The organism is Leifsonia sp. TF02-11 (assembly GCF_017565305.1).
Classification (GTDB): Bacteria; Actinomycetota; Actinomycetes; order Actinomycetales; family Microbacteriaceae; genus Leifsonia.
Genome location: NZ_JAGEKP010000014.1, coordinates 156,868 through 181,805, shown reverse-complemented (window position 1 = coordinate 181,805; position 24,938 = coordinate 156,868). Strand labels below are relative to the sequence as shown.

At 71.0% G+C, this 24,938-nt stretch carries 24 protein-coding genes; 5 read left to right on the top strand and 19 right to left on the bottom strand.

Going from position 1 to position 24,938, the window contains the following annotated elements:
* Positions 1-6: 6 nt before the first annotated feature.
* Entirely contained in the window at positions 7-924 is a 918-nt protein-coding gene (locus JNB50_RS17870) for an endonuclease/exonuclease/phosphatase family protein (RefSeq protein ID WP_208041506.1), read from the top strand.
* A gap of 18 nt (positions 925-942) precedes the next feature.
* Here the strand turns inward: JNB50_RS17870 and JNB50_RS17865 are convergent, their stop codons facing one another.
* The 7 genes from JNB50_RS17865 to JNB50_RS17835 form a co-directional block, all read right to left on the bottom strand.
* Positions 943-2,217, bottom strand: a complete 1,275-nt coding sequence (locus JNB50_RS17865) for a DNA polymerase IV (protein ID WP_208041505.1) — start codon at positions 2,215-2,217, stop codon at positions 943-945.
* A gap of 55 nt (positions 2,218-2,272) precedes the next feature.
* The gene (locus JNB50_RS17860; RefSeq protein WP_208041504.1) at positions 2,273-2,896 is read right to left on the bottom strand and encodes a hypothetical protein; all 624 of its coding nucleotides are present in this window, start codon (positions 2,894-2,896) and stop codon (positions 2,273-2,275) included.
* Positions 2,897-2,949: 53 nt separating this feature from the next.
* Positions 2,950-3,486 carry a DUF1697 domain-containing protein gene (locus JNB50_RS17855; RefSeq protein WP_208041503.1) on the bottom strand — a complete coding sequence of 179 codons (537 nt, stop codon included), beginning with the start codon at positions 3,484-3,486 and terminating at the stop codon, positions 2,950-2,952.
* Between the two features lie 3 nt (positions 3,487-3,489).
* Complete coding sequence (locus JNB50_RS17850) at positions 3,490-3,804, bottom strand: hypothetical protein (protein WP_243768618.1); 315 nt, start codon at positions 3,802-3,804, stop codon at positions 3,490-3,492.
* Complete coding sequence (locus tag JNB50_RS17845; RefSeq protein ID WP_279555008.1) at positions 3,791-4,294, bottom strand: GNAT family protein; 504 nt, start codon at positions 4,292-4,294, stop codon at positions 3,791-3,793. Before JNB50_RS17845 ends, JNB50_RS17850 begins: the two co-directional genes overlap by 14 nt.
* A 29-nt stretch (positions 4,295-4,323) precedes the next feature.
* On the bottom strand, positions 4,324-5,085 hold the full coding sequence (locus tag JNB50_RS17840) for a YidC/Oxa1 family membrane protein insertase (RefSeq protein ID WP_208041502.1): 762 nt from the start codon (positions 5,083-5,085) through the stop codon (positions 4,324-4,326).
* A gap of 81 nt (positions 5,086-5,166) precedes the next feature.
* Positions 5,167-5,454 carry a DUF6412 domain-containing protein gene (locus JNB50_RS17835; RefSeq protein ID WP_208041501.1) on the bottom strand — a complete coding sequence of 96 codons (288 nt, stop codon included), beginning with the start codon at positions 5,452-5,454 and terminating at the stop codon, positions 5,167-5,169.
* 84 nt (positions 5,455-5,538) lie between these two features.
* On the opposite strand from JNB50_RS17835, the gene JNB50_RS17830 reads away from it, so the two are divergent.
* Both JNB50_RS17830 and JNB50_RS17825 read left to right on the top strand, forming a co-directional pair.
* Positions 5,539-6,204: an SDR family oxidoreductase gene (locus JNB50_RS17830; protein ID WP_208041500.1), complete on the top strand. Its 666-nt coding sequence runs from the start codon at positions 5,539-5,541 to the stop codon at positions 6,202-6,204.
* Positions 6,205-6,229: 25 nt separating this feature from the next.
* On the top strand, positions 6,230-7,924 hold the full coding sequence (locus JNB50_RS17825) for a long-chain-fatty-acid--CoA ligase (protein WP_208041499.1): 1,695 nt from the start codon (positions 6,230-6,232) through the stop codon (positions 7,922-7,924).
* Positions 7,925-7,964: 40 nt separating this feature from the next.
* Here the strand turns inward: JNB50_RS17825 and JNB50_RS17820 are convergent, their stop codons facing one another.
* The 12 genes from JNB50_RS17820 to JNB50_RS17765 all read right to left on the bottom strand — a co-directional run bounded on the left by JNB50_RS17820 (position 7,965) and on the right by JNB50_RS17765 (position 22,276).
* On the bottom strand, positions 7,965-8,399 hold the full coding sequence (locus JNB50_RS17820; RefSeq protein ID WP_208041536.1) for a PaaI family thioesterase: 435 nt from the start codon (positions 8,397-8,399) through the stop codon (positions 7,965-7,967).
* Positions 8,400-8,452: 53 nt separating this feature from the next.
* Positions 8,453-10,210 (bottom strand): APC family permease, encoded by a 1,758-nt coding sequence (locus tag JNB50_RS17815; RefSeq protein ID WP_208041498.1) that lies wholly within the window; start codon positions 10,208-10,210, stop codon positions 8,453-8,455.
* A gap of 87 nt (positions 10,211-10,297) precedes the next feature.
* On the bottom strand, positions 10,298-11,242 hold the full coding sequence (locus tag JNB50_RS17810) for an oxygenase MpaB family protein (RefSeq protein ID WP_208041497.1): 945 nt from the start codon (positions 11,240-11,242) through the stop codon (positions 10,298-10,300).
* Positions 11,239-11,814 (bottom strand): YbaK/EbsC family protein, encoded by a 576-nt coding sequence (locus tag JNB50_RS17805; RefSeq protein WP_208041496.1) that lies wholly within the window; start codon positions 11,812-11,814, stop codon positions 11,239-11,241. The genes JNB50_RS17810 and JNB50_RS17805 overlap by 4 nt, the downstream gene beginning before the upstream one ends.
* Positions 11,815-11,818: 4 nt before the next feature.
* Complete coding sequence (locus JNB50_RS17800) at positions 11,819-12,361, bottom strand: GNAT family N-acetyltransferase (RefSeq protein WP_208041495.1); 543 nt, start codon at positions 12,359-12,361, stop codon at positions 11,819-11,821.
* The gene (gatB, locus tag JNB50_RS17795; RefSeq protein ID WP_208041494.1) at positions 12,358-13,857 is read right to left on the bottom strand and encodes an Asp-tRNA(Asn)/Glu-tRNA(Gln) amidotransferase subunit GatB; all 1,500 of its coding nucleotides are present in this window, start codon (positions 13,855-13,857) and stop codon (positions 12,358-12,360) included. The genes JNB50_RS17800 and gatB overlap by 4 nt, the downstream gene beginning before the upstream one ends.
* The gene (gatA, locus tag JNB50_RS17790; RefSeq protein WP_208041493.1) at positions 13,857-15,404 is read right to left on the bottom strand and encodes an Asp-tRNA(Asn)/Glu-tRNA(Gln) amidotransferase subunit GatA; all 1,548 of its coding nucleotides are present in this window, start codon (positions 15,402-15,404) and stop codon (positions 13,857-13,859) included. Before gatA ends, gatB begins: the two co-directional genes overlap by 1 nt.
* Before the next feature lie 17 nt (positions 15,405-15,421).
* Entirely contained in the window at positions 15,422-15,718 is a 297-nt protein-coding gene (gene gatC / locus JNB50_RS17785; RefSeq protein WP_055920103.1) for an Asp-tRNA(Asn)/Glu-tRNA(Gln) amidotransferase subunit GatC, read from the bottom strand.
* 95 nt (positions 15,719-15,813) lie between these two features.
* A complete protein-coding gene (locus JNB50_RS17780) occupies positions 15,814-17,196 on the bottom strand; it encodes an alpha/beta hydrolase (protein ID WP_307794784.1) in 1,383 nt (460 codons plus the stop codon).
* A gap of 158 nt (positions 17,197-17,354) precedes the next feature.
* A complete protein-coding gene (gene ligA / locus JNB50_RS17775; protein ID WP_307794788.1) occupies positions 17,355-19,688 on the bottom strand; it encodes an NAD-dependent DNA ligase LigA in 2,334 nt (777 codons plus the stop codon).
* A 272-nt stretch (positions 19,689-19,960) separates the two neighbouring features.
* Entirely contained in the window at positions 19,961-21,061 is a 1,101-nt protein-coding gene (gene mnmA / locus JNB50_RS17770) for a tRNA 2-thiouridine(34) synthase MnmA (protein ID WP_208041492.1), read from the bottom strand.
* 9 nt (positions 21,062-21,070) lie between these two features.
* Positions 21,071-22,276, bottom strand: a complete 1,206-nt coding sequence (locus tag JNB50_RS17765) for a cysteine desulfurase family protein (RefSeq protein WP_208041491.1) — start codon at positions 22,274-22,276, stop codon at positions 21,071-21,073.
* 47 nt (positions 22,277-22,323) lie between these two features.
* On the opposite strand from JNB50_RS17765, the gene glgX reads away from it, so the two are divergent.
* Entirely contained in the window at positions 22,324-24,420 is a 2,097-nt protein-coding gene (glgX, locus tag JNB50_RS17760) for a glycogen debranching protein GlgX (RefSeq protein WP_208041490.1), read from the top strand.
* On the top strand, positions 24,420-24,917 hold the full coding sequence (ybaK, locus tag JNB50_RS17755) for a Cys-tRNA(Pro) deacylase (RefSeq protein WP_208041489.1): 498 nt from the start codon (positions 24,420-24,422) through the stop codon (positions 24,915-24,917). The genes glgX and ybaK overlap by 1 nt, the downstream gene beginning before the upstream one ends.
* Positions 24,918-24,938: the final 21 nt, after the last annotated feature.

Genomic DNA, 24,938 nt, shown 5'->3' with positions numbered 1-24,938 from the left:
GGGCGAGTGCCCCGCTCCCGTCCCCGCCGCCGCCCCCGCGGGCTGCTGACGGGCCTGGTGGCACTCGCCGTCGGCGCCCTGCTGCTCTGGCACGGGCTGCTTCCGGACGTGGCCGGCGCCGCGTCCATGCTGGAGACCTTCCTGCCCTGGGCCGGCGTCGCCCTCATCGCACTGGGTGTCGCGGCGCTCGTGCGGTTCTCGCTCTTCGCCGGGCTGGCCGTCGCCGCGGCCATGGCGGTCTGGTGGGCGGCGTTCGGGGTCGCCCTGCTCCCGTCGATGAGTGCGGGATCCCCGCGCTTCACCGTGGTGAGCGAGAACGTCCAGGCGCAGAACGCCGAGGCGGCGGACATCGCGCGCTCGCTGGCGGCGCGGTCCCCCGACGTGGTCGCGCTCCAGGAGCTGGATGCGACCAATCTGCACGCGGTCGAGGGCGTGCTCGACGCACCGTATCCCCACCGCTATGTCGTCGGCACGGTCGGGCTCTGGAGCCGCTACCCGCTGACCGACGGCGCCAAACTCGATCTCGGGCTGGGCTGGAACCGCGCCATCAGCGTGGATGTGGACACTCCCGGAGCGTCGACCCGGATCTACGTCGTGCACCTCGCCTCGGTCCGGCCGCTGGAGTACACCGCGCGCGACCGCATGCTGGGCGAACTCACCCAGGCTGTCGCCGCCGACCATAGCGAGCGGCTGCTCGTCGTGGGCGACTTCAACACCGCGAGTACCGACCGTGCCATCGCGCCGCTCCAGAAGGAGCTGACGGAGGCCAGCAACAGCACGGTCGGCCTCGGCTTCACCTGGCCGGCGTCCTTCCCGGTCGCCCGGCTCGATCACGCGTTCGTTCGCGGGCTGACGACCGTCGGCAGCTCGGTGCTCGACGACAACGGATCCGACCACCGCGGAATCGAGATCGGGCTGCGCTGAGGAGGCGCAGCGGGAGGTTCAGTCGCTCAGCCAGCGCGGGTTGCGGCCGTCGCGCTCTGCCTCGTCGGCGTCCTGCGCGCGGCGGACGAGGGAGGCCGGGCCGATCGCGCCGCGGCCGAAACGCGCGCTGACGGCGTCGAGCGTGCGCTCGGCCTCCCGCCACTCCTCGTCCGGATCCCACAACGCTGTCGCGTCGCCACCTGCGTCGGCGAGCTGCTCCGCCCGCACGCCGATCAGGCGGATCGGCGTCGCACGCAGGTCGATGCCCACACTCTCGAAGACGTCCCACGCCTCCTCGAACAGCCGCCGGCCGACGTTCGTCGGTTCGGCAAGCGTGCGCGACCGCGAGATCGTCCGGAAGTCGGCGTACCGGATCTTGAGCGCGATGGTCCGACCGACCATCCCGTGCGTGCGCAGCCGCTCACCCACCCGGCCGGACAGCCGCAGCAGCTCGCGTCGGAGTGTGTCGGCGTCGTCCACGTCGACCGCGAAGGTGTTCTCGTGGCCGATGCTCTTCTCGCGCGACGCCGTGACGATCTGCCGCGGGTCGTGGCCGTGGGCCAGGTCGCGCAACCGGTGCGCCGTCGCGTCGCCGACGGCTCGCTGCAGAACGCCGAAGGGGGCGTCCGCGAGGTCGGCGACCGTCCGCATGCCCATGCGCTCCAGCGACGCCTGGGTGCTGGCGCCAACGCCCCAGAGCGCGCCCACCGGAAGCGGCCGCAGATAGGCGACGGTCTCGGCGGGCGGGATGACGAGCATCCCGTCCGGCTTGGCGTGGCCCGACGCCAGCTTGGCCATGAACTTGGTCCCTGCGACGCCCACCGAGCAGGTCAGCCCGGTCTCGTCGTGCACGCGCGACCTGATCAGCTCGGCGATCCGGCGCGGCGATCCGAGCAGGCGTCTGGCACCGGCGACGTCGAGGAACGCCTCGTCGATGCTGAGCGGCTCGACGAGCGGGGTGACCTCCTGGAAGATCTGCATCACCCTGGCCGAGTACTCTGTGTACTTCTCGTAGTGCGGAGGCAGGATGATCGCGGTCGGGCAGAGCCGCAGCGCCTGAGACACCGGCATAGCGCTGCGCACACCGAACCGTCGCGCTTCGTAGGTCGCGCTCGTGACCACGCCGCGGCCGCCGGCGTGCCCCACGATGGCGGGCTTGCCGCGGGCGTCCGGCCGGTCGAGCAACTCGACCGACGCGAAGAAGGCATCCATGTCGACATGGAGGATCGTGGCGTCGGAGTCGTCGACCGCGGCGGTCGTCACCCGCCGGTCGCTGCCGTCCGTCTTGCCCATCCAATGATTCTCCCACCGCGGGCCGACACTCCCCGCGGCGGTCGCCGTCGATCGGTCAGACGAGAGCCGCCACCAGGGGACGGAACCACGCGCGGAACGCCCGCGAGTCGTCGCGCAGCGACGTGCTGACCACGATCGTGTGCGGGCCGACGATCCAGGCGCCGGTCTCGGCCAGCGGGAGCACGTCGATGTCCAGCCGGAAGTAGCCGGCCTGACGGCGGAGGTCGTGCTCGCGTTCGTGGACGACGTCGACGATGTCCGCGGCGCGCCTGGCGTGCTGCTCCACGCTCACGCGGGCATACTCCGCGTGCCGCTCGCGAGCCCAGCGGGCGGCGGCCTCGTGGTGCGCGAGCACGAAGTCCTGCAGCTCCAGGGCGCGGTCGAGCGCGGCGAAATGCGGAGGCTGCAGCAGCGGGGTGAGCGGGCGATGCTCCCGGTCGGCGGCGGCGTCGAAGAGCGCGTCCCACTGCGCCGTCAGCGCACCCCGGAGCGCCGGCGCGGCCGCGTGCCCGCCGCCGACGCCGCCCTGCAGCACGGGGACGAGCGCCGGCGCCACCGCCGGCAGCGCGTGCGCGACGCCGGCACCCAGACCGGCGAGATCGCGGAGGGCGAGCGCGATCAGCAGGTCCCAGGGACAGTCCTCTGTGACCTGCCATCGAAGGGTGCCCTCGACGAACATGCCGTCATTGTAAGAGCCGGCGCTGACACGGAGAAGGGAGATTTCCGCCAGGGTCAGAGGCGGCGGTCGACCTCCGCGATCAGCCGCAGCACGGTCCGTTGGTTCCGCGCTGTCGCGACCTGTCCGACGCGGCGCCAGAAGGCCGGCGGAACGGTCGATTTCGAGACGCCCAGCGGACTCCACTGGTAGACCGCGTGCTCGCCGAGCCGCACTCGCTCCGGCTCCAGCTCATCGTCGGTCGGCGCGACGACGTCGGCGGGGAGGTCGTGATCGAGGAACGTCACCACGAGCCGCGAGTCGTCGTCGGAGACCCCGAGGAGCGGGTTCGCCGCCGCCAGTTCGCGGAAGCGCCGCTCCTCCAGGAGCACGACCCCGGCCTCAACGCCCGACGACTGTTTCAGGGCCGCCGTGACCGCCGCAGCGTCCTCCGCCGTCGGCGCCGCCTCCGACCGGAACACGACGTTGCCGCTCTGCAGAATCGTCACGACGTCGGCGAAACCCGCGGAGACGAACGCCGCCGCCAGGTCGGCCTTGGCAACGCGCGCGTTGCCCCCCACATTGATCCCGCGGATCAGGCCGACGCCGAGCATCGCTCACCCCTCCGCGACGGGGTCGGCGGCCACGAGGAGCGCAGACGGGATGACGGCCTTCTCATACGGCCCGCTCCCGTCGCGGCGGCTCTGCGGCTCGCTGAACGCGACCACCCACGTGGTGAAGCCGTCCGTGGGCAACGAAACCTCGCGCAGCCCGCGCTCGCCCGGCGCGATGATGACGCCGGTCGGTTCGTCGGGCCAGTCCGTGCCGACGGGCGGCTCGTGCTCGACGACGTAGACCTGCACGCCGACGCCGAGACCGGGGATGGCAGCACGCGGGTCGCGGGCGGGTCGGGGACGGTCACGCTTCCACATGGCTCAAGCATCCCATCACGATGGCGTCGACCCACTCGCCGTCCCAGAGCAGCGCGTCGCGCCTACGGCCCTCGACGACGAAGCCGGCCTTCTCGTAGGCGCGTTGCGCCCGCGGGTTGAACGCGTAGACCTCCAGCTCGACGCGGTGCAGCCCGAGCGTGTCGAACGCGTGGCCTAGCACCGCACGGGTCGCCTCGGTGCCGTAGCCGCTGCCGAACCAGCGCGGCGCGCCGAGCATGATCCGGAAACCGGCCGAGAGGTTGCCCGCGTCCACGTCGTTCAGCACGACCTCGCCGAGATGCGTTCCATCGTCGCTGCGCAGGATCGCCCAGTCGGCGCGGTCCTCACGGTCGCGGAGGCTCCCCAGCCACGCCGACACCTGCTCCCGGGTGAACGCCGCGTGTGTGCCGGTCAGGCGCAGCACCTCCGGCTCCTGCAGCGACGCCCAGGTGCCGTCGAGGTGCTCGGGACCCAGTGGAACGAGCGTCAGTCGCTCCGTGGTCAGGGTCGGGACGGGCTTCAGTGCGATGGCGATGGTGCGGGCCTCCCTCGTTCCGGATCGAGCAGGCGACGCAGCGTCGCGCGCTCGACGACGGTCCAGGCCGTCGAGGTCAGAATGTACACGGCCGCCGCGAGCGGGACGAAGGCGGCGAAGATCACGGTGACGTACGGGAGGAACGAGAGGGCTCGCAGTGCGCCGGTCGGGGCCGGGCTCCCCGCGGGCTGCGGGAGGGCGAGCACGCGGCGCGAGACGGTCGTCACCACTGCGATGAGCAGCAGTACCGCGGCATAGACCCAGAACCCGGGCCAGACGGAGGCGGACCCCGTGAGACCGACGAAGCTCGTGCCGAGCGGCGCGCCGAACACGTGCTCGCCGAGCAGCGCGTTGGCGTGACCGGCGATCGTGGCATGGGTGAAGATCGCGTAGACGAGGGAGATCACGGGAATCTGCGCCAGCAGCGGCAGCATCCCGGCGAAGGGCGAGGTGCGCTCCTCCCGGTAGAGCTCCATGGTCTTGCGCGCGAGCAACTCCCGATCCGACCCGTGCCGCCGCTGGAGGTCGGCGAGGGCGGGCGCGAGGCGCCGGCGGGTGTACTCGGCGCGCACCTGGCTGACGCCGACGGGGAGGAGAAGCGCTCGCACGAGCACCGTCAGGACGACGATGGCGACGAGGGCGGCCGCCGAGCCCGCCACGGGCTCGACGGCGGCGGAGAGTGCGGTGACGAAGCCGTAGGCGGCGTCAAGGACGGCCGCGATCGGCGGCCACGAGAAGAAGTCCATGGGTATTCCCTGCTGTCGGAACGGACGATGACGTCGTCTGGCCGCGCAGGAGCAGAACTGGCTCTGAGGCTGGACGCCTCGCTACGCGACCGGCAGGGGGATGCCCGGCGCTCGCGGGCGGGGACGCCCGTCGGCGTCCGGATCGGCCTGGCTCTCGAGAAGCCAGCCGGCGGTCGGCTGCAGCGGATTCGACCAGACGGCACGAACACGCAGGGAGGCCGCCAACGCCGCAACGGAGCGCACGGCGGCGGTCGCGACGACCGCGACCAGTCCGATCGCTCCGGCGAGACCGGCGAGGGCCACGAGGCCGGACGCACTCGAGGGCGCGAACGCCAGAAGGCGCGCGACGAGCTCGAGAAGGGCGGTCATGGTGATGACGCTAGCGCATCCCCTCGTCCAGCCCGAAGACGTTCGCCGTCAGCGGACCACCCGCAACAGGGGCAAGATGGAGTCATGTCTCGAGTCGCGATCATCGGAGCCCACGGAAAAGTCGCCCAGCAGCTCATGCGGGTGCTCTACGACAACGGGGACGACTTCGTCGGCGTCGTCCGCGCCGACGAGCACGCGGAAGACGTCTACCGTCTCGGCGGGGAGGGCGTCGTGCTCGACATCGAGCAGTCCGACACCGAGGCGATCGCGCAGGCGATCGCCGGCTGTGACGCGGTCGTGTTCACAGCGGGCGCCGGGGCGGGCTCCGGTGTCGAGCGCAAGCGGACCGTGGACTACGCCGGAGCCGTGAAGTCCGCGGAGGCCGCCGCGCGCGCCGGCATCCGCCGCTTCGTCCAGGTGAGCGCGTGGGGGGTCGACTCCCCCGTGCAGCCCGAAGCCGATCCACAGTGGCGTGCGTACGTGGAAGCGAAGCGCGACGCCGACGCCGACCTGCGGTCTTCCGGGCTGGACTGGACGATCCTGCGTCCGGGACGCCTCACGTTCGACGAGGGGACCGGCCGCATCCGGCTCGGAGAGAGCGTTCCGCGCGGCGACATCCCCCGCGAGGACGTGGCACGCCTCATCGTCGCCTGTCTGGCGGACCCGGCCACGATCGGCCGCACCTGGGAGGCCGTCGCCGGCGACACGCCCATCGACGAGGCCGTTCGCGCGCTGACGCAGGCCGGCTGACGGCCCGGCCCGTAGGATCTGACCCGTGAGCATCTACAGCGATCGCCCCTGGGTCGCCGGCTACGCGCCGGACGTGCCCGCCGACATCGACCTGCCGGAGGGATCGCTCGCGCATCTCATCGACGCCTCGGTCGCGACGTACGGCAAGCACGTCGCCCTCGAGTTCTTCGGCGCGACGACCACGTACGCGGAGCTCGGCGAACAGATCGCCCGTGCGGCAGAGGGCCTGCGCAAGCGCGGGGTGCGCAAGGGCGACCGCGTGGCGCTCGTCCTGCCGAACTGTCCGCAGCACGTCGTGGCCTTCTACGCGGCGCTGCGTCTCGGTGCGGTGATCGTGGAGCACAACCCGCTCTACACGGCCCGCGAGCTGCGGCACCAGTTCGAAGATCACGGCGCCACGGTCGCGATCGTGTGGGACAAGGTCGCCCGGACCGTGCAGGACCTGCCGGCCGACCTCGGCGTGACCACGATCATCTCGGTCGACATCACCCGCGGAATGCCCGCGAGCAAGCGGTTCGCGCTGCGCCTCCCTGTGCCCGCCGCTCGCAAAGCCCGCGAGCAGCTGACGGCCAAGGTCTCCGGCACCATCACCTGGGAGTCGCTGGTGGCGTCGCGACGGCTCAAGGCCTCCGTGCCGCGCCCGGAGCGTGACGACCTCGCGCTGATCCAGTACACGAGCGGGACCACCGGGCTGCCGAAGGGCGTCATGCTCTCCCACCTGAACCTCGCCGTCAACGCGGCGCAGGCCAGGGCCTGGGTGCCGACCATCGAACGCGGAACCTCGGTCGTGTACGCCGTCCTCCCGCTCTTCCACGCCTACGGCCTCACGCTCTGCCTGACCTTCGCGATGAGCATGGGTTCGCGGCTGGTCCTGTTCCCCAAGTTCGACCCGGACCTGGTGCTCGACGTCGTGAAGAAGCACCCGGCCACCTTCCTGCCGGCCGTGCCGCCCATCTACGAGCGGCTCGTGCAGGCCGCCGAGAAGCGCAGGGTCTCCCTGTCGGGCATCGACATCGCCATCTCGGGCGCCATGAGCCTGCCGCAGTCGATCGTCGACCTCTGGGAGTCGAAGACCGGCGGATATCTCGTCGAGGGCTACGGGCTCTCGGAGTGCTCTCCCGTCCTGATGGCGAATCCGGTGGGTGCGACGAGGAAGGCCGGCACCGTCGGCCTCCCGCTGCCGGGGACCGAGCTGCGCGTCGTCGACCCGGACGACCCGGACTCCGACCGTGCGTTCGGCGAGGAGGGCGAGCTGCTGGCCCGCGGCCCCCAAGTCTTCTCGGGCTACTGGCGCAAGACGGACGAGACCGCCAAGGTTATGACTGCGGACGGCTGGTTCCGCACCGGCGACATCGTCACGATGGACCCCGACGGCTTCGTGCGCATCGTCGACCGCATCAAAGAGCTGATCGTCACGGGAGGCTTCAACGTCTCGCCGACCGAAGTGGAGGACGCCCTGCGCGGCTTCGAGGGCATCGCCGACGTCGCCGTTGTCGGCCTCCCCCACCGGCGCGGCGGCGAGGACGTTGTGGCCGCCGTGGTCATGGAACCGGGGGCGTCGTTCGACGAGGAGGCCATCCGTGCCTACGGCCGCGACTGCCTGACCGCGTACAAGGTGCCCAAGCACGTCGTGCAGGTCGACGAGCTGCCGCGCAGCATCGTCGGCAAGGTCATCCGCCGCAAAGTGCGCGACCAGCTGTTGGCCGCGAATCAGGAGTAGGCCTAGCCGCCGCAGCCGGCGCCGCAGCTCGCCGGCCGGCTCAGCCGATCGGGAACACCAGCAGCGACCCGGTCGCCGTCGCGACGGTCTTCCCCGACCCGTCCGTGACGACCCCGTCGGCGAACGCGACGCGGTTGCCCGGCTTGGTCACCGTTGCACTGCAGGTCAGCGGACCGCTGCTCGCGAAGACCGGGCGCAGGTAGTTGACCTTGATCTCGATCGACGTGTATCCCTGCCCGGCCGCAAGCGTGGTCTGCACCGCGCAGCCGAGCGCCGAGTCGAGCAGTGTGCACACCAGCCCGCCGTGCACCGTGCCGATCGGGTTGTAGTGCGACTCGTCCGGCTCGCAGACGAACACCGCGCGGCCCGGCTCGGCCTCCGTCAGGGTCATCCCCATCAGGCTCGCGATCGGTGGCGGCGGCAGCTCGCCGGCGATCATCGTGTGCAGATAGTCCAGGCCGCTCATCGTCGGCATCACGGCGACGCCCGGCGCCGGGTCCTCCCAGTGGACGGTTCGGCTGCGTTCGCTCACTCGCTCCCCTTCCGCGGAAGGTCGGGATCGGCCGGCGGGAGGTCCGACGGCTCGTCGACGACCTCGAGCGTATCGGCATTGACCGGTGTCTGTCCTTCCGGGAGGTTCGAGAAGTCGGGCGCGATGACCGTGGCGGGGATGCGCGCCGCCGCCGTGCCGAACGGCAGTTCGTCGCCGACGGCCACGGGCTCCAGGATGATGTCGTCACTCTGCCGCGGCAGCGTCAGCCCCTTGAAGTAGTCGGGACGGATGAGCCGCCAGATGATCATCAGCACGACGCCGATGAGGATGCCGCCGATACCGACGACCGCCTCTGCCCCGATCCCGAAGATGGTGACGTTCTTGCCCGCGGAATCCGTGAGCCAGCTGGGCTGCGCGAAGTTGTACGTGCCGTAGATGAAAACGGCCAGCAGCATCAGACCGCCGAGCAACGGGAACAGCCCGCGCATGATGACGTGCCGGAAGCTCGTGAACAGCGTCCGACGGTAGTACCAGACGCACGCGAAGCCGGTGAGGCCGTAGTAGAACGCGATCATCAGGCCGATCGATCCGATCAGCGCGGTGAGCAGGGACACGCTGATCGAGGTGAAGGCGAGGTAGAAGAGCGCCGACACCAGGCCCATGCCGATCGTCGACCAGGTCGGCGTGAGGAACTTCGGGTGGATGCGCGCGAACTTCTCGGGGATCGCCTTGTACACCGCCATCGAGAGCGTCGTGCGCGCCGTCGGCAGGATGGTGGTCTGCGTCGAGGCCGACGCCGAGGTCAGGATCGAGAAGCCCAGCAGCGTCATCAGGATGGCCCCGACCGGCCCGCTCCCGAAGAGCGTCGGGCCGATGGCCGAGAAGACGTCTCCGGAGTTCGCCGGGTTCGCCAGCCCGATCCCCTTGGTCCCGACTCCGGCGAACGCCACGGCGGCGACCGTGACGAGCGCGTAGGTGGCCAGCAGGAGGAGCGTGCTGATCACCGCAGCGCGGCCCGGGGTCTTCTCGGGGTTCTTGGTCTCCTCGTTGACCGACACCGCGGTGTCCCAGCCCCAGTAGATGAAGATCGCGGTCAGCAGGGCAGGGGCGACCGTCTGGCCGAAGTCGAGGGTGAACGGGTTGAACCACGACCACTGCGGCATGAGCGAGTACGGCTCGGCGTGGCCGCTGTACACCTTCACGAGGGCGAACACGGCGAAGAAGATCAGGATGACGACCTCGAACCCGAGGAGCACGTACTGCAAGCGCGCGGACACCTCGATACCGCGGTAGCAGATCCACGTCATCAGTGCGATCCACACCAGACCCGCGATGGTGACCGCGTAGGGCACGTTCGCGAGCGCCGCCACCCCCGGCAACCCGAACCCGCCGACGAAGGTGAAGGTGTAACTGCCGGCGATCTGCGCGAGGTTCGACATCACGATGATGTCGGCGATGACGATGCCCCAGCCTCCCATCCAGCCGGTGATGGGTCCGAAGGCGCGGGCCGCCCAGGTGAAGGTCGTGCCGCAGTCCGGCTCCGCCTTGTTGAGCTCCTGGTAGGCGACGGCGATCAGATACATCGGGATGAACGCCAGCAGCACGATGCCCGGCGCCTTCACGCCCGCGGCGAGCGTCCCGCCGACGACGATGAAACCGAGGCTCGCGGCCAGGCTGTAGGCGGGCGCCGTCGAGGCCACTCCGACGACGACGCTCGACACCAGGCCGAGCGCTCCGCCCTTCAGGCCCTTGTTGCCCGCCTCGTCCGTGGCGGATGAGCTGGTGGATGTCATGGCAACCTCCGGTGACTCGGGTCCGCTCGCCGGTGAACGGGCCACCGGAGCACAGCGTAGCTCCGAGACGGCGATTCCGGACCGTCCCTAATCTGCGAGAGGACTCAGGACGTCGGACGACCCCGAGCCGTCGAGCCGCGCCAACCTGCGCCGGGCTGCCAGTTCCGCCTGCGTCTGCGGCCCGAGCAGGAGCTGCGCGCCGGAGAGGACGATGGCCGTCGCCCGGTGGACCGGCAGCCGGTCGACGGTCGGCAATCCGAGCATCACCCGGTGGCGCGGCTCGAGCGTCGACACCGCCGCGCGGAACAGGATCCGGTACGAGGGCCGCAACGTGCGCCGCAGGGGCGCGCGCCGGATGAACCGGACGATCTCCTCGACGTCCGGCCCTCCCCGCAACTCCCCCGCGTCCGTCACCGCGTCGATGCGCGCGCGCAGGTGGGCCGCGCTCCGCGGCGGGTCCTCGACGCCCATCAACTCGGCCGCCGTCGCCCATTCGGCCACGTACCCGTCGGCGCCGCCGGGAATCGGCGACCCCCAGCGCTCGTGGGCCGTGAGGAACGCGTCCGTGAACGCCAGGTGCACCCAGGCGGCGAGCTCGGGATCGTTCGCCGCGTACGGGCGCGTCACGCCGTGTCCGTCCACGTAGTTCCCGCTCACGCGTTCATGCAGCGACCTCACCAGGTCCGATCCGGCGATCGCCTGTGCCCGGCTCCCGAACGTGACGGTGTGGATCCACTGGATGGTGCCGGCCAGCCGGCCCAGCGGATCCTCCCGGTAGCGCGAATGCTCGCGCACGCCGGCCAGCGCTCCGGGATGCAGGGCCTGCAGGAGGAGGGCGCGCACGCCGGCGACGAGCGTCGGCATGCCGCCGTGCACGGTCCAGGCAGCGCCTCCGGCGGGAAAGAATCCCTGGTCGTCGCCGTCTTCGAGTCGCAGAATCCAGGCCGGGACCCGGTCGGAGCGCCCGGAGAGCGTCTCGATCAGATGCGACCGCATCGGCCCGAGGAGGCGGTCGACGGCCGCTCCGGTCATTCCGGAGGCCGAGTGCCCGACGGTGCGGCGAGTCCGAGGCCGTCGATCACGCGCGCCGACGGGAGGTCGCCGAGCAGCCGCCCCGGAAGCAGGATCTTCGATCGTCGGACGCCGGAACCGATGATCACGACGACCCCGTCGGCGACCACGCGGGAGTCGACGAGCAGCGGCCACTCCGCGGGGAGACCGAGCGGGGTGATGCCGCCGTACTCCATCCCGGTCAGCTCCACCGCACGGTCCATGGGCAGGAAGGAGGCCTTGCGGACGTCGAGCAGGCGCTTGACGGTGTTGTTCACATCCGCGCGCGTCGTCGCGAGCACGACGCACGCCGCGATCCGTTCGGCGCCCTCGCGCTTTCCGCCGACGACCACGCAGTTGGCCAGCGTGTCCGCCGCCAACCCGAACCGTTCCTGCGTCGCAGCGGTGTCGGAGACGTCCGGGTCGATCTCCACGATGCCGACCTCGTCCAGCCAGCCGAGCGCAGTCAGCGACGCGAACGTCGCCGGCGCGAGCAGGTCGGTGCGGGTGGAGGCCGGGGCCGTGGTCAGCCCGCCGAGAGTGAAGACGCCCATACGCCTACGCTAGCGCGCGTGTTCCCCCACTTCGAGCCGGGAGCCGCTTGTACATGATCGTGGTGCCGCCGAGCTCACCGGACGGTCTGATCGCATAGTCCGGGATGCCGCCGACGGTCTGCCAGCCCCAGCGCGTGTACAGCGACTCGGCCAGGCTGCCGGTCTCGGTGTCGAGGACGAGGAGGCTCAGGCCGCTCGCAGTGGCGAACTCCTCCAGCTCCGCCATCAGTGCGGGCGCGATACCACGGCCGCGGGCGTCCCGGTGCACCATCAGCTTGATCACCTCGGCGCGATGCGGGCCGTTGCGTTTGGCGGCGCGCACGAGCGTGATCGTCCCGAGGACGCGCTCGCCGTCGCGGGCGACCCAGGTCTCGGCGTCGGGGTCGTCGAACAGCGCCGACCACCAAGCCGTAGCCTCCTCCGCCGTCGGAGGCTCGACCCAGCCCACGCTCGCTCCCGAGGCGACCGTGTCGATCAGGACGGACACGAGCGCCGCCGCCGATGCGGCAGCGCTCGCGTCCGTGACCCGCTCGACCGTCACGGTCACTGGGAGGCGCGCTCCAGCACCAGCTCGCGCACGCGCGCGGCGTCGGCCTGGCCCTTCATGGCCTTCATCACCGCGCCGATCACGGCGCCGGCGGCCTGGACCTTGCCGTCGCGGATCTTCTCCAGCACGTCGGGCTGGGCGGCCAGCGCCTCGTCGATGGCCGCGATCAGGGCGCCGTCGTCGGAGACCACCGCGAGCCCGCGGGCGTCGACGACCTCCTGCGGGGCGCCTTCGCCGGCCACGACCCCTTCGAGCACCTGGCGGGCCAGGCGGTCGGTGAGGGTGCCGGCGTCGACCAGGGCGGCCAGCTCCGCGACGTGCTGCGGGCTCACCAGCGTGCCAACGGGGACGCCCTGGGCGTTCGCGAGGCGGGCGATCTCGCCGGTCCACCACTTGCGCGCGGCCGCCGGGGTCGCACCGGCGGCGATGGTCGCCTCCAGCTCGTCGAGCAGCTCGGCGTTGTCCACGTCCTGGAACTCGAGCGCGGTGAAGCCCCACTCGGCGGTGAGACGCTTGCGACGGGCGGCTGGCGCCTCAGGAAGCGTGCCGCGCAACTCCTCAACCCACTCGCGGCTCGGCGCGACAGGAACGAGGTCGGGCTCGGGGAAGTACCGGTAGTCGTCGGCGTCGGACTTCGGCCGGCCGGCGGAGGTCGTCCCTGTGTCCTCGTGCCAGTGCCGGGTCTCCTGCACGATCGTGCCGCCTGCCTCGAGGATCGCAGCCTGTCGCTGGATCTCGTAGCGCACGGCGCGCTCGATGGAACGCAGCGAGTTGACGTTCTTCGTCTCGGTGCGCGTGCCGAGCTCGGAGGAGCCGCGACGGCGGAGCGACACGTTCGCGTCGCAGCGCACGTTGCCCTCTTCCATTCGTGCGTTGGAGACGCCGAGCGCCTTGACCAGATCGCGGATGGCGCGCACGTACGTGCGGCCGACCTCCGGTGCATCGCCCTCGGCGCCCTCGATCATCTTGGTGACGATCTCGACGAGGGGCACGCCGCCGCGGTTGAAGTCGACGAGCGAGTAGTCGGCACCCTGGATACGTCCGGTCGCGCCACCGATGTGGGTGAGCTTGCCCGCGTCCTCCTCCATGTGCGCGCGCTCGATCTCGATGCGCAGCTCACGGCCGTTCTCCAGCTCGATGGTCACCGCGCCGTCGTGGGCGATCGGCTCGTCGTACTGGGACGTCTGGAAGTTCTTCGCCAGATCGGGGTAGAAGTAGTTCTTGCGCGCGAACCGGCTCGACTCGGCGATGTCGCAGCCGAGGGCCAGGCCGAGCCGGATGCTCGACTCGATCGCCTTCTCGTTGACCTGCGGCAGTCCGCCGGGCAGCCCGAGGCAGGTCGGGCACGTGTTCGTGTTGGCACCGGAGCCGAACTCGTTGGCGCAGCCGCAGAACATCTTGGTCGCGGTGTTCAGCTCGACGTGCACCTCGAACCCGAGCACGGGCTCGAACAGCTCGAGGGCTTTGTCGTAATCCATCAGCTGGGCCTTGGCCATCAGACCGCTCCCTCTTCGCTCGCGAACATCTCGGTGGCGCTCAGATCAGGCGCCTGACTGAGCAGCGGGCCGCCCCACTGCTGCTCCAACAGCCGCTCGAGCGCTGCGCCGATCGTGTACAGCCGCGCGTCGGCCCGCGCCGGCGCCATCAGCTGCATGCCGACGGGGAGGCCGTCCTCCGGGGCCAGGCCGATCGGCAGGCCCATGCCGGGAACGCCTGCGAGGTTCGCCGGGATCGTGGTGATGTCGTTGAGGTACATCGCCATCGGGTCCGCGAGCTTCTCACCGAACTTGAACGCGGTCGTGGGGGCACTCGGGCTGACCAGCACGTCCACCTTCTCGAAGGCGGCGGAGAAGTCGCGCTGGATGAGCGTGCGGACCTTCTGCGCCGAGCCGTAGTAGGCGTCGTAGTAGCCGGCGCTCAGTGCGTAGGTGCCGAGGATGATGCGGCGCTTGACCTCGGTGCCGAAGCCGGCGTCGCGGGTCGCGGCCATCACGCGCTCGACCGTGACGGGACCCTCCTCCGGATTCACCCGCAGGCCGAACCGCACCGAGTCGAAGCGTGCCAGGTTGCTGGAGGCCTCGGCCGGCAGGATCAGGTAGTAGGCCGCGACCGCGTACTCGAAGCTCGGCGCGTCGACCTCGACGATCTCGGCACCCGCGTCCTGCAGGAGCGCCAGCGCCTCGTCGAAGCGCTGCTTGACGCCGGCCTGGAAGCCGGCGCCGTTCAGCTCGCGCACCACGCCGACGCGGACGCCGCGCAGCGCGTCGTCGCGCAGTCCCGCGCGGGCGGCGTCGGCCATCGACGGCCACGTGTCCGTCAGCGACGTCGAGTCGAACGGGTCGTGGCCCGCGATCACGTCGTGGAGCAGGCCGGCATCGAGCACGGTGCGGGACACCGGCCCGACCTGGTCGAGCGAGCTCGCCAACGCGATCGCGCCGTAGCGGCTGACGCCGCCGTAGGTCGGCTTGACGCCGACGGAGCCTGTGACGGCGGCCGGCTGACGGATCGAGCCGCCCGTGTCGGAGCCGAGAGCGAACGGCGCCTCGAACGCGGACACCGCCGCGGCGCTACCGCCGCCGGAACCGCCGGGAATCCGCTCGAGGTCCCACGGGTTGCGGGTCGGCCCGTACGCCGAGTGCTCGGTGGAGGAGCCCATCGCGAACTCGTCCATGTTGGTCTTGCCGAGCGGCACGAGGTCGGCCTCGCGCAGCTTGCGCACCACCGTCGCGTCATACGGCGGGATCCAGCCCTCGAGGATGCGCGACCCCGAGGTCGACGGCATGTCGTGGGTGGCGAGCACGTCCTTGATGGCGACGGGGACGCCCGCGAGCGCGCCGAGCGGGTCGCCGGCCGCACGGCGGCCGTCGATCTCGGCGGCGGTGCGGATCGCGTTCTCGCCCGCGACGTGCAGGAACGCGTGCACGTCGGCGTCCACGGACTCGATGCGGTCGAGGTGGGCGCGCGTGGCCTCGACGGAGGAGACCTCGCCCACGGTCAGCAGGTCGGCGAGGGCCGAGGCGGAGAGCCTGGTCAGATCGGTCATGTCGGTCGCTCCTCGGCTCAGTCTTCGTCCAGGATGGTGGCGACCTTGAAGCGATCGCCCTCGCGCGCCGGAGCTCCGGAGAGCGCCTGCTCCACCGTCAGCGACGGCCGCACCTCGTCGGCGCGGAACACGTTGGTGAGCGGAAGCGGGTGGCTCGTGGCGGGAACGTCGGGACCGGCGACCTCCTGCACCTTCGCGACCGCCTCGACGATCTGGCCGAGCTCGCTGGTGAGGCTCTCGATCTCTTCCGGGCTGAGGTCGATCCTGGCGAGGTTCGCCAGGTGCGCGACCTGTTCTGCGCTGATTTCGGACATGCGTCTCCGTGCTGGTTTCTGGATGGACGAACCAATTCTATGGTGAGCGGGACGGACCGCCCCCGTCGGTCGACGGACCGCGCCGTTGCCGCCGATCAGCGCGAGGAGGCGGCCCGCGCCGACGAACCGCCGGCGAGGACGAGATCGCCCCGGTCGATGCCGATCAGCGCGAGGTTGCGGATGCACTCCGTGCCGGCGGTGAAGTACTCGTTGTGGCCGCTCGACCCGGCGAGAGTGCGGTGCGTGATCGGGTCCACCGCACCGCCGACGCCCATCGGCTTGGCGCCGTACGACGGCGAACCCGGGTCGCTGCCGAAGAACGCGCTGTTGACGATCGGGTCCATCGGCGCCTCCCCGACGAACACGTTGCCCTCGCGCACGCCGAGCTGCTTCACCGACTGGGCGTCCGATCCCGGCGACCCCATCAGGGCGAGCGCGTCGACTTTCACCGTTCCGCGCTCCAGGGCGAGCAGCGCGGCGGTCGACCCGTAGGAGTGCGCGAGGACGCTCAGGTACGGCGGGTTCGACGCGCGCAGCGACTGGATGCCGAGCAGCGTCCGCTCGAGGCTGTCGGCCCCTTGCCGAGCCAGGTCGAGGCCGCCGATGTTCGTCAGGACCGGGGTCTGGTAGCCGATCCAGGCGACGACGGCGACACGGGGTGTGTGCTTGGTCGTGCCGGCTCCCCCGAGGCGCCCGAGGAAGGCGGTCTGCTGGTCGTACAGGTCCTGTGCGACGGCGGACCAGGCCACGATCTGCTCACCGACGGCCATGTACATGCCCGGCACGAGGACGCTCACATAGCTGGCCGTGCTCAGATCGCCGATGACGATGGACGCCTTGGCCTCGTCCGACGCGTCGAGGGACACCAGGGTGCGGGCGACGCCGTCCTTCTTCGTGAGCGCCGCCTTCACGTTGCCGAGCGTGGTGAGCTGGCGCTTCAGGGCGACCCGCGCGGCCTTGCCCCGTTCGGTGCGCAGCGCCTTCTGGGCTGAGTTGATCGTGCGTTCCAGGTCGAGGCGGTTCGCTTTGCCCCGCACGTCGTAGGGCACGCCTTCCAGATTGCCGACCAGGTGCGGCACGATCGTGACGAGCTCCGCCTGCCGGGCGGGGTCGAGGAGCTTCCACAGCTGGTTGACGCTCGCCGCGGCGGGCGGGTCGACCAGCAACCGGTCGAGGTCCTTCGCGTGCGCGCTGAGGAACCCGGGGAGGGCGGCAGGGTCGACGGCCTGGATCGAGCTGAAGACGGCCGCGGCACTCCGGCTCGCGGCCGCGGCGCCGGCCGAGCCCGAGCTCGCCGGCGCGTCGCCGACCGACGCCGGATCGATCGCGGTCCGGCCGAGGGAGCCGGCGTCGATGGACGGCACCGCCGCGACGGGCGCGACCGCCGCGTGAGCGCTCTCCGCGGGCATGACGAAGGCCCCGGTCAGTCCTGTGACGACCGAGGTGACGATGGAAGCTGCTGCAAAGCCGACCAGCACTCCGTCCGGGTCCCTCCGAGAGCGAGCGAGCTAAGCCCTTGCGTGTGCACCGGGCGAGCGCACACCTCGACTCTACCGGCACCAACGCGGTGGACGGATGGTCGTTCTACCCCCGATTCAGGGGGATAACTTGTGGTCTGTCCACAAACTGACCGACTCTACTCCCCCAGCGCGTCAGGTCCCTTCTCGACGAGGATCGCGAACTGCGCAGCATCGATGACCCGGACCCCCAGCTCCTCGGCCTTCGCGAGCTTCGAACCCGCGCCGGGACCGGCTGCTACGAAGTCGGTCTTCTTTGACACGCTCGAGGCGGCCTTGCCGCCCGCGGCGATGATCGCCTCCTGCGCCCCCTCCCGGGTGAAGCCGTCGAGAGAGCCGGTCGCCACGATGGTGAGCCCGGAGAGGACCCCGCCGGCCTCGGCCTGGGCGCCGGGACCGGCGTGGCCGGGCGTCGCGAACTGCACGCCGTCAGCGGCCCAGCGCTCGACGATCTCGCGGTGCCAGTCGACCTCGAACCAGGCGAGCACGGCGTCCGCGATGATGCCGCCGACACCGTCGACCGCTGCGAGCTCCTCGCGGGTCGCGGAGCGGATCGCGTCGAGCGATCCGAAATGGTCGGCGAGAGCGCGCGCAGCGACCGGGCCGACGTGGCGGATGTTCAGCGCGACGAGGATGCGCCAGAGCGGCTTGGTCCGCGCCGCGGCGAGGTTCGCGATCAGGTCGAGGGCCGGCTTGGACGGCACGAAGTTCTCGTCACCGCCGAACTCGGCCGCTCCGGGGTCGAACGGACCGTCCTTCTTCTGGCGACGACGGCGGAACGGTGCGTCTACCTTCTCGGCGCCCGATTCCGTGAGTTTGGGCAGCCCGGTCTCGGAATCGCGGACGACCACCTCGATCGGGAAGAGGTCGCTCACGGTGAGGCCGAAGAGCCCGGCTTCCGTGGGCAGCGGAGCCCGCGACGGCACGCGCGGCTGCGTGAGGGCCGCTGCGGCGACCTCGCCGAGCGCTTCCACGTCGAGAGCGCCGCGCGAGCCGATGTGCTCGACGCGTCCGCGCACCTGCGCGGGGCAGAACTCCGCATTCGGGCAGCGGAGGTCGATGTCGCCCTCCTTGGCCGGTGCCAGTCGGGTGCCGCACTCCGGGCAGTTCTCGGGCATGTGCCACTCGATCTGTGTGCCGTCGCGCTCCTGCTCGAGCGCCCCCAGGATCTCCGGGATGACGTCGCCCGCCTTGCGGAGGACGACCCTGTCGCCGATCATCACTCCCTTCGCGCGGACGACCTGCTGGTTGTGCAGCGTGGCCTGGCGGACGGTCGAGCCGGCCACGGTGACCGGCTCCATCACGGCGAACGGAGTCGCCCGGCCGGTGCGGCCGACGCTGACGACGATGTCGAGCAGCGTCGTGTAGACCTCCTCCGGCGGGTACTTGTAGGCGATGGCCCAGCGCGGTGCCCGGCTCGTGGCGCCGAGCTCGTCGTGCAGGGCGAGCTCGTCCACCTTGACCACGATGCCGTCGATCTCGTGCTCGACGTCGTGCCGGTGTTCGCCGCGATCGGCGATGTATGCGGCGACCTCATCGACGGAGTCGAACACGCGGGAGTGCGGCGAGACGGGCAGTCCCCAGCTCGCGAGCAGGCCGTAGATCTCGGACTGCGCGGCGACCTCGGGATGCTGCCAGGCGCCGATGCCGTGCAGGTAGAGGGACAACCGGCCCAGGCGGTCCCGCATCAGCTCCAGCTCGACGGCGCTCTTCTTCTCGCGGCGCTGCCGCAGGCTGCCCGCGGCGGTGTTGCGCGCGTTCGCGAACTCGGGATAGCGGGTCTTGATCGCCTCGTCGGGCTTGCCCTTCGCCCGCTCCTGCTCGGCGAAGGCGGCCTGCAGGGCGTGCTGCCTTTCGTTGAGCGCTTCGAAGTCGGCCGTGCGGAGGAAGACCTCGCCCCGCACCTCGAAGAACGCGGGATACCCGGACCCGGTGAGTCGCCTCGGGATCGCCGGCACCCAGTCGACGTTCTCGGTGATGTCTTCGCCCACCCGGCCGTCGCCGCGCGTGGTCGCCGTCTCGAGCACGCCGTCGCGGTAGGCCAGGCTGATCGCGAGACCGTCGATCTTGAGCTCGCTGAGCCAGCGGACCGGCCTCCCGGCCGCCGACTGGGTCTTGGCCGCCCAGTCGCGGAATTCGTCGATCGAGAAGACGTTGTCGAGGCTCAGCATCCGCTCGGCGTGCTCGTGCTCCGGGAACCCGGCGGAGACGATGGCGGCGCCGACCTGCTGGGTCGGGCTGTCTTGTCCCGCGAGCTCCGGGAACACGCGCTCCAGGTCTTCCAGGCGGTGGAAGTCGGCGTCGTACTCGGCATCGGAGAGCGATGAGTCACCGTCGCCGTAGTAGGCCATGCGTGCGGTGTCGATGCGGTCGGCGAGACGCTGCGCCTCGACGCGCGCCGCCTCGAAGTCGAGGCCGTCGAATTCGATCGGTCGCTCGCCGGTCTCAGAGATGTCGCTCACACAGCAATTCTAGGGACGAGCTCCGACACCGGTGGAGGGCACGGTCGGCAACTCCGGAGGTCGGGGCGACACGCTGCTGCAGCGTCCGGAGTTCCGGAGATCCGGTCGCGATTCCGCCACATCTCCGGAGTAGCCGCCCGTCGCCGTGTCCCTACGGTGTCCGGAGTTCCGGAGATCCGGCCGCGATTCCGGCACATCTTCCGGAAGTACTGACACCCCAGTGGCGTGTCGCGCCGTGACTCCGGAGTTGTGGGCGCGCGCCGTCAGGCAGGGACGGCCGAGACCGTGCGGTCGATCGTGGTCTGGCCGAGCACGCGCGTGCCGACGTAGACGACGGCCGTCTGGCCGGGGGCGACGCCGTTCAGCGGCTCGTCCGGCCGTACCACCAGCTCGCCGTCGCGGACCTGGGCCACCGCCGGCACCGGGTCGGCGTGCGCGCGGATCTGCACCTCGCACGCGAAAGGCGTCTCGAGGTCGGCGGGCGGCAGGCCCGCCCAGGTGTAGCGCGACCCGGCGATCTCGGCGATGTCGAGCGCCTCCTTGGGGCCGACGACGACCGTGTTGTCCTTCGGCCGCACCTCGAGCACGAACCGCGGTCGGCCGTCTGGTGACGGGTAGCCGATGTTGAGCCCCTTGCGCTGCCCGACGGTGTACGCGTGCGCCCCCTCGTGCGAGCCGAGCCGGTTGCCCTCTCGGTCGAGGATGTCGCCCTGCGCCGCACCGACGTGCTCCGCGAGCCAGCCGCGCGTGTCGCCGTCGGGGATGAAGCAGATGTCGTGGGAGTCCGGCTTGTTGGCGACGCTCAGCCCGCGCGCCGCCGCCTCCGCCCGTACCTCCGCCTTGGAGGGCGTAGCACCGAGCGGGAACATCGCGTGCGCCAGCTGGTCGCTCGTCAGCACGCCCAGCACGTACGACTGGTCCTTCGCCCACGCGCTCGCGCGGTGCAGCTCACGGTTGCCGTCCGCATCGGTGAGGATGCTCGCATAGTGGCCGGTGCAGACCGCGTCGAAACCGAGGTCGAGAGCCTTCTCGAGAAGCGCGGCGAACTTGATGCGCTCATTGCAGCGCATGCACGGATTCGGCGTGCGTCCCGCGCTGTACTCGGCGATGAAGTCGTCGACCACGTCGAGCTTGAACCGCTCCGAGAAGTCCCACACGTAGTACGGGATGCCGATGATATTGGCCGCGCGCTGGGCATCCATCGAGTCCTCGATGGTGCAGCAGCCGCGGCTGCCCGTGCGCAGCGTGCCGGGCATCCGGCTGAGCGCCAGGTGCACCCCGACGACGTCGTGGCCGGCCTCGACGGCACGCGCCGCCGCCACGGCGGAATCGACGCCACCGCTCATCGCTGCCAGAACTCGCACCAGGAGAGTCTACGCCGGGGCTCCTGTACGGCCGCCGGGCGCCCGCTCTGCGAGACCGGCCCGCGACGCCTGCGCGTACGCGCCGGGCAGCGCCAGCAGCAGGGCGTCCACGTCGGCCTCGGTCGACGTGCGGCCGAGCGTGAACCGCAGCGCGCCCCGCGCCTCCTGCTCGCTGCGCCCCATCGCGATCAGGACGTGCGACGGCTCCGGGATGCCCGCCTGGCAGGCCGACCCTGTCGACACCGAGACCCCGGCCAGATCGAGCAGGAAGAGCAGCGAGTCGCCCTGGGCGCCGGGAAAGACGAAGTGCGCGTTGGAGACCACCCGCTCGCCGGTCGAGGGCTCCGGCCCGCTCAGCACCGCCTCGGGGACCGCCTCGCGCACCCCGCGGATCAGGCGGTCGCGCAAGGCCGAGAGCCTCTGCGCCTCGTCGACGCGCTCGGCCTCCGCGGCGAGCGCGGCGGCGGCGAAGGCGACGGCCGCCGCCACGTCCTGCGTCCCGCTGCGCACCTGGCGCTGCTGGCCGCCGCCGTGGATGAGCGGCACGACGGCGGAGGTCCTGGCCAGCACCAGGGCGCCGATCCCGACGGGCCCGCCGATCTTGTGCGCCGACACGCTGAGGGCGTCGACCCCGAAGCCTCGGAAGTCGATCGGGAGGTGCCCGTACGCGGCGACCGCGTCGACGTGGACCGGGACACCCGCCGCTGCGGCGAGCGCGGCGAGTGAGCCGACCGGCTGGATCGTGCCCACCTCGTTGTTGACCTGCAGGAACGTCAGCAGTGCGATGTCGTCGGGCGCCGCGAGGCCCGATCGGACCGCGTCCGCCTCGACGCGCCCCTCCGAGTCGAGCGGCAGCCAGTCAGCCGTCGCGCCCTCTGCGCGCTCGAGCCATTCCACCGCGTCGAGCGTGGCGTGGTGCTCCCCTCCCGGCACCAGGATGCGCGGATGGGCGCGCTCCGCGTTGCGCGCCCAGAACATCCCCTTCACCGCGAGGTTGATCGCCTCCGTGCCGCCGGAGGTGAAGACCACCTCGATCGGGTCGCAGCCCAGGGTGGAGGCCACCGCCTCACGCGCCTCTTCGAGCATCCGCCTGGCCTGCTGGCCTTGGCTGTGGATGCTCGACGGGTTGCCGACGAGCCCCAACGCATCGGTGAAGGCGGCGATCGCCTCGGGGCGTAGGGGCGTGGTGGCGGCGTGGTCGAGATAGACGGGCACCGGGGCCTCCTCAGGGTGCGGCACGGTGTGTCACTACTCTAGAACGCATGACTCCCGTCGATCCTCTGCGCAACCTGGGCGTCCGCATCGGTCCGCACGGCGGTGAGCTGCGCGTCTACTCCGAGCACGCCGACGCGATGGAGTTCTGCCTGTTCGATCCGAAGGACCCCGACTGGCGCACCAAGACCGTCGAGATGCACCGGGATGCGAACAACGTCTGGCTGGGCCGCTCGCGCAGCCTCCAGGTCGGCAGCCTGTACGCCATCCGCGCCTCCGGTCCGGCGTCTCCGCAGAACATGTTCAACCCGGAGACGCTGCTGCTGGACCCGTACGCGCGCGGTCTCACGCGGGTCGGACCGGAGGAGTGGCGCTCGACCGTGGTGTCGGACGGCTTCGACTGGGGCGACTCGCGCAAGCCGGGCACGCCGCTCGACCACACGGTGGTCTACGAAGCGCACGTGCGCGGCATCAGCCGCCAGAATCCGGAGGTGCCGGAGGAGCTTCGCGGCACCTACGCCGGCCTGGCGCACGAGTCCACCATCGGGTATCTCCAGCACCTCGGCATCACCGCCGTCGAGCTCCTGCCCGTGCACGCCTTCACCTCGGAGCAGCGGCTCATCCGCGAGGGTCTGACCAACTACTGGGGTTACAACACGTTGGGCTTCTTCAGCCCGCACGCACCCTACGCGACGCGGGAAGCGCAGGCCGAGGGTCCGGAGGGGGTGCTGCGCGAGTTCAAGGGGATGGTGAAGCTGCTCCACGAGGCCGGCATCGAGGTGATTCTGGATGTGGTCTACAACCACACCTCGGAAGAGGGCATCGGCGGGCCGCGCACCAGCTTCCGCGGCCTCGACAACGCCACCTACTACCGCCAGGACGCCGACGGCGTGTACATCGACGTCACCGGGGTCGGCAACACGGTCGACTTCGGCCACCCGGTTCCCCAGCGGTTGGTGCTGGATTCGCTGCGCTACTGGGCCGACGAAGTGCAGGTCGACGGCTTCCGTTTCGATCTCGCCGTGACGCTCGGCCGCGGGGAGGATCTCGCCTACCACCGCGACCATCCCCTGCTCACCGCCATGCTCGCCGACCCGGTGCTCTCCGGCGTCAAGCTCATCGCGGAGCCGTGGGACGTGGGGATGGGCGGCTGGCAGACCGGCAACTTCGCCGACGGCTGGTCGGAGTGGAACGACCGCTACCGCGACCGCGTGCGCAACTTCTGGCTGGCCGACATCGCCGACGCGCGCCGCAACGGCCAGGCGCCCATCGGCATCGGCGGGTTCGCCACTCGCCTCGCCGGGTCGTCGAACACGTTCTCCCCCGAGCGCGGCCCGTTGGCCTCCATCAACTTCGTCACGGCCCACGACGGCTTCACGATGGCCGACCTCACCGCGTACAACGTCAAGCACAATCTCGGCAACGGCGAGGACAACCGCGACGGCACCGACAACAATCGCTCGTTCAACCACGGCGTGGAGGGACCGACGCACGACGAGAGCGTCCTGCTCGACCGACACAAAGCCATGCGCAACCTGATGGGCACGCTGCTGCTGTCGGCCGGAGTGCCGATGATCACGGCCGGCGACGAGTACGGCCGCAGCCAGCGCGGCAACAACAACGCCTACTGCCAGGACAGCGAACTCACCTGGCTGTCGTGGCTGCGCACGCGCGAGCAGCGCGAGATGTTCGACACGACGCGCAGGCTCCTTCAGCTGCGCAGGGAGAACCCGGCACTGCGCCCGAGCCGGTTCGCGGTGCTCGGGCAGACGACGCCGAACGCCAGCCACATGGACTGGTACGACGCCACCGGCGCGCTCATGGACGACGAGGACTGGAACTCGCCGGAGAACCGCACCCTGCAGTACCTCGCGGCCTCCACCCCCGACAAGGAGGAGTTCAACCGGGTGCTGCTCATCGTGCACGGCGTGGAGGACGACGTGGAGGTGTCGCTCCCGGTGGCGCCCGGCGTCACGTCGTACCAGTTGCTGTGGGACAGCGCCACGGAGGTGCCGATCGCCGAAGACGGCATCGAGCTCGAGCCGGGAGCCATCCGCACGGTCGGCGGGACGTCCATGCAGCTCTACCGGGCCAACGGGCCGCGCGTGGAGGCGCCGGCGGGCACGACGGCAGAGGCCGCGTCCTGATGGCAAAACGTTCCGCTGGGGCGGGCACCCCTGCCTCGACCGCGCTCGCCGCCGCGGGCATCCCGTTCACCCTGCACCCCTACGAGCACGATCCGGCCGCTCCCTCGTACGGTCTGGAGGCGGCCGAGGCGCTCGGGGTCGATCCCGAGCGAGTCTTCAAGACCCTGTTGGCCGACACCGAGCTGGGCATCGTGGTCGGCGTGGTCCCGGTGACGGGGATGCTCGACCTGAAAGCGCTGGCCGCCGCGGTGGGCGCCAAGCGCGCGGGAATGGCCGACCCGGCCGTGGCCGAGCGGCGCACCGGCTATGTGGTGGGCGGCATCTCCCCCATCGGCCAGAAGACGCAGCACGTCACGGTCGTCGACGAGACCGCACAGCTCTTCGACACCGTCTTCGTCTCGGGAGGCCGGCGCGGGCTCGACGTGGAGCTGGCGCCCGCCGACCTGCTGGCGGCGACGGGCGGGATCTACGCGGCGATCGCCAAGGAGGGCGCCTGAGGCGCCGGGCATCTCGGCACC

Coding starts and splice junctions, on each gene's coding strand:
- JNB50_RS17865 (WP_208041505.1), bottom strand. CDS start 2,217: ATGGGCAAGACGGACGGCAGCGACCGGCGGGTGACGACCGCCGCGGTC.
- JNB50_RS17860 (WP_208041504.1), bottom strand. CDS start 2,896: ATGTTCGTCGAGGGCACCCTTCGATGGCAGGTCACAGAGGACTGTCCC.
- JNB50_RS17855 (WP_208041503.1), bottom strand. CDS start 3,486: ATGCTCGGCGTCGGCCTGATCCGCGGGATCAATGTGGGGGGCAACGCG.
- JNB50_RS17850 (WP_243768618.1), bottom strand. CDS start 3,804: ATGTGGAAGCGTGACCGTCCCCGACCCGCCCGCGACCCGCGTGCTGCC.
- JNB50_RS17840 (WP_208041502.1), bottom strand. CDS start 5,085: ATGGACTTCTTCTCGTGGCCGCCGATCGCGGCCGTCCTTGACGCCGCC.
- JNB50_RS17835 (WP_208041501.1), bottom strand. CDS start 5,454: ATGACCGCCCTTCTCGAGCTCGTCGCGCGCCTTCTGGCGTTCGCGCCC.
- JNB50_RS17830 (WP_208041500.1), top strand. CDS start 5,539: ATGTCTCGAGTCGCGATCATCGGAGCCCACGGAAAAGTCGCCCAGCAG.
- JNB50_RS17820 (WP_208041536.1), bottom strand. CDS start 8,399: ATGCCGACGATGAGCGGCCTGGACTATCTGCACACGATGATCGCCGGC.
- JNB50_RS17815 (WP_208041498.1), bottom strand. CDS start 10,210: ATGACATCCACCAGCTCATCCGCCACGGACGAGGCGGGCAACAAGGGC.
- JNB50_RS17810 (WP_208041497.1), bottom strand. CDS start 11,242: ATGACCGGAGCGGCCGTCGACCGCCTCCTCGGGCCGATGCGGTCGCAT.
- JNB50_RS17805 (WP_208041496.1), bottom strand. CDS start 11,814: ATGGGCGTCTTCACTCTCGGCGGGCTGACCACGGCCCCGGCCTCCACC.
- gatB (WP_208041494.1), bottom strand. CDS start 13,857: ATGGCCAAGGCCCAGCTGATGGATTACGACAAAGCCCTCGAGCTGTTC.
- gatA (WP_208041493.1), bottom strand. CDS start 15,404: ATGACCGATCTGACCAGGCTCTCCGCCTCGGCCCTCGCCGACCTGCTG.
- gatC (WP_055920103.1), bottom strand. CDS start 15,718: ATGTCCGAAATCAGCGCAGAACAGGTCGCGCACCTGGCGAACCTCGCC.
- glgX (WP_208041490.1), top strand. CDS start 22,324: ATGACTCCCGTCGATCCTCTGCGCAACCTGGGCGTCCGCATCGGTCCG.
- ybaK (WP_208041489.1), top strand. CDS start 24,420: ATGGCAAAACGTTCCGCTGGGGCGGGCACCCCTGCCTCGACCGCGCTC.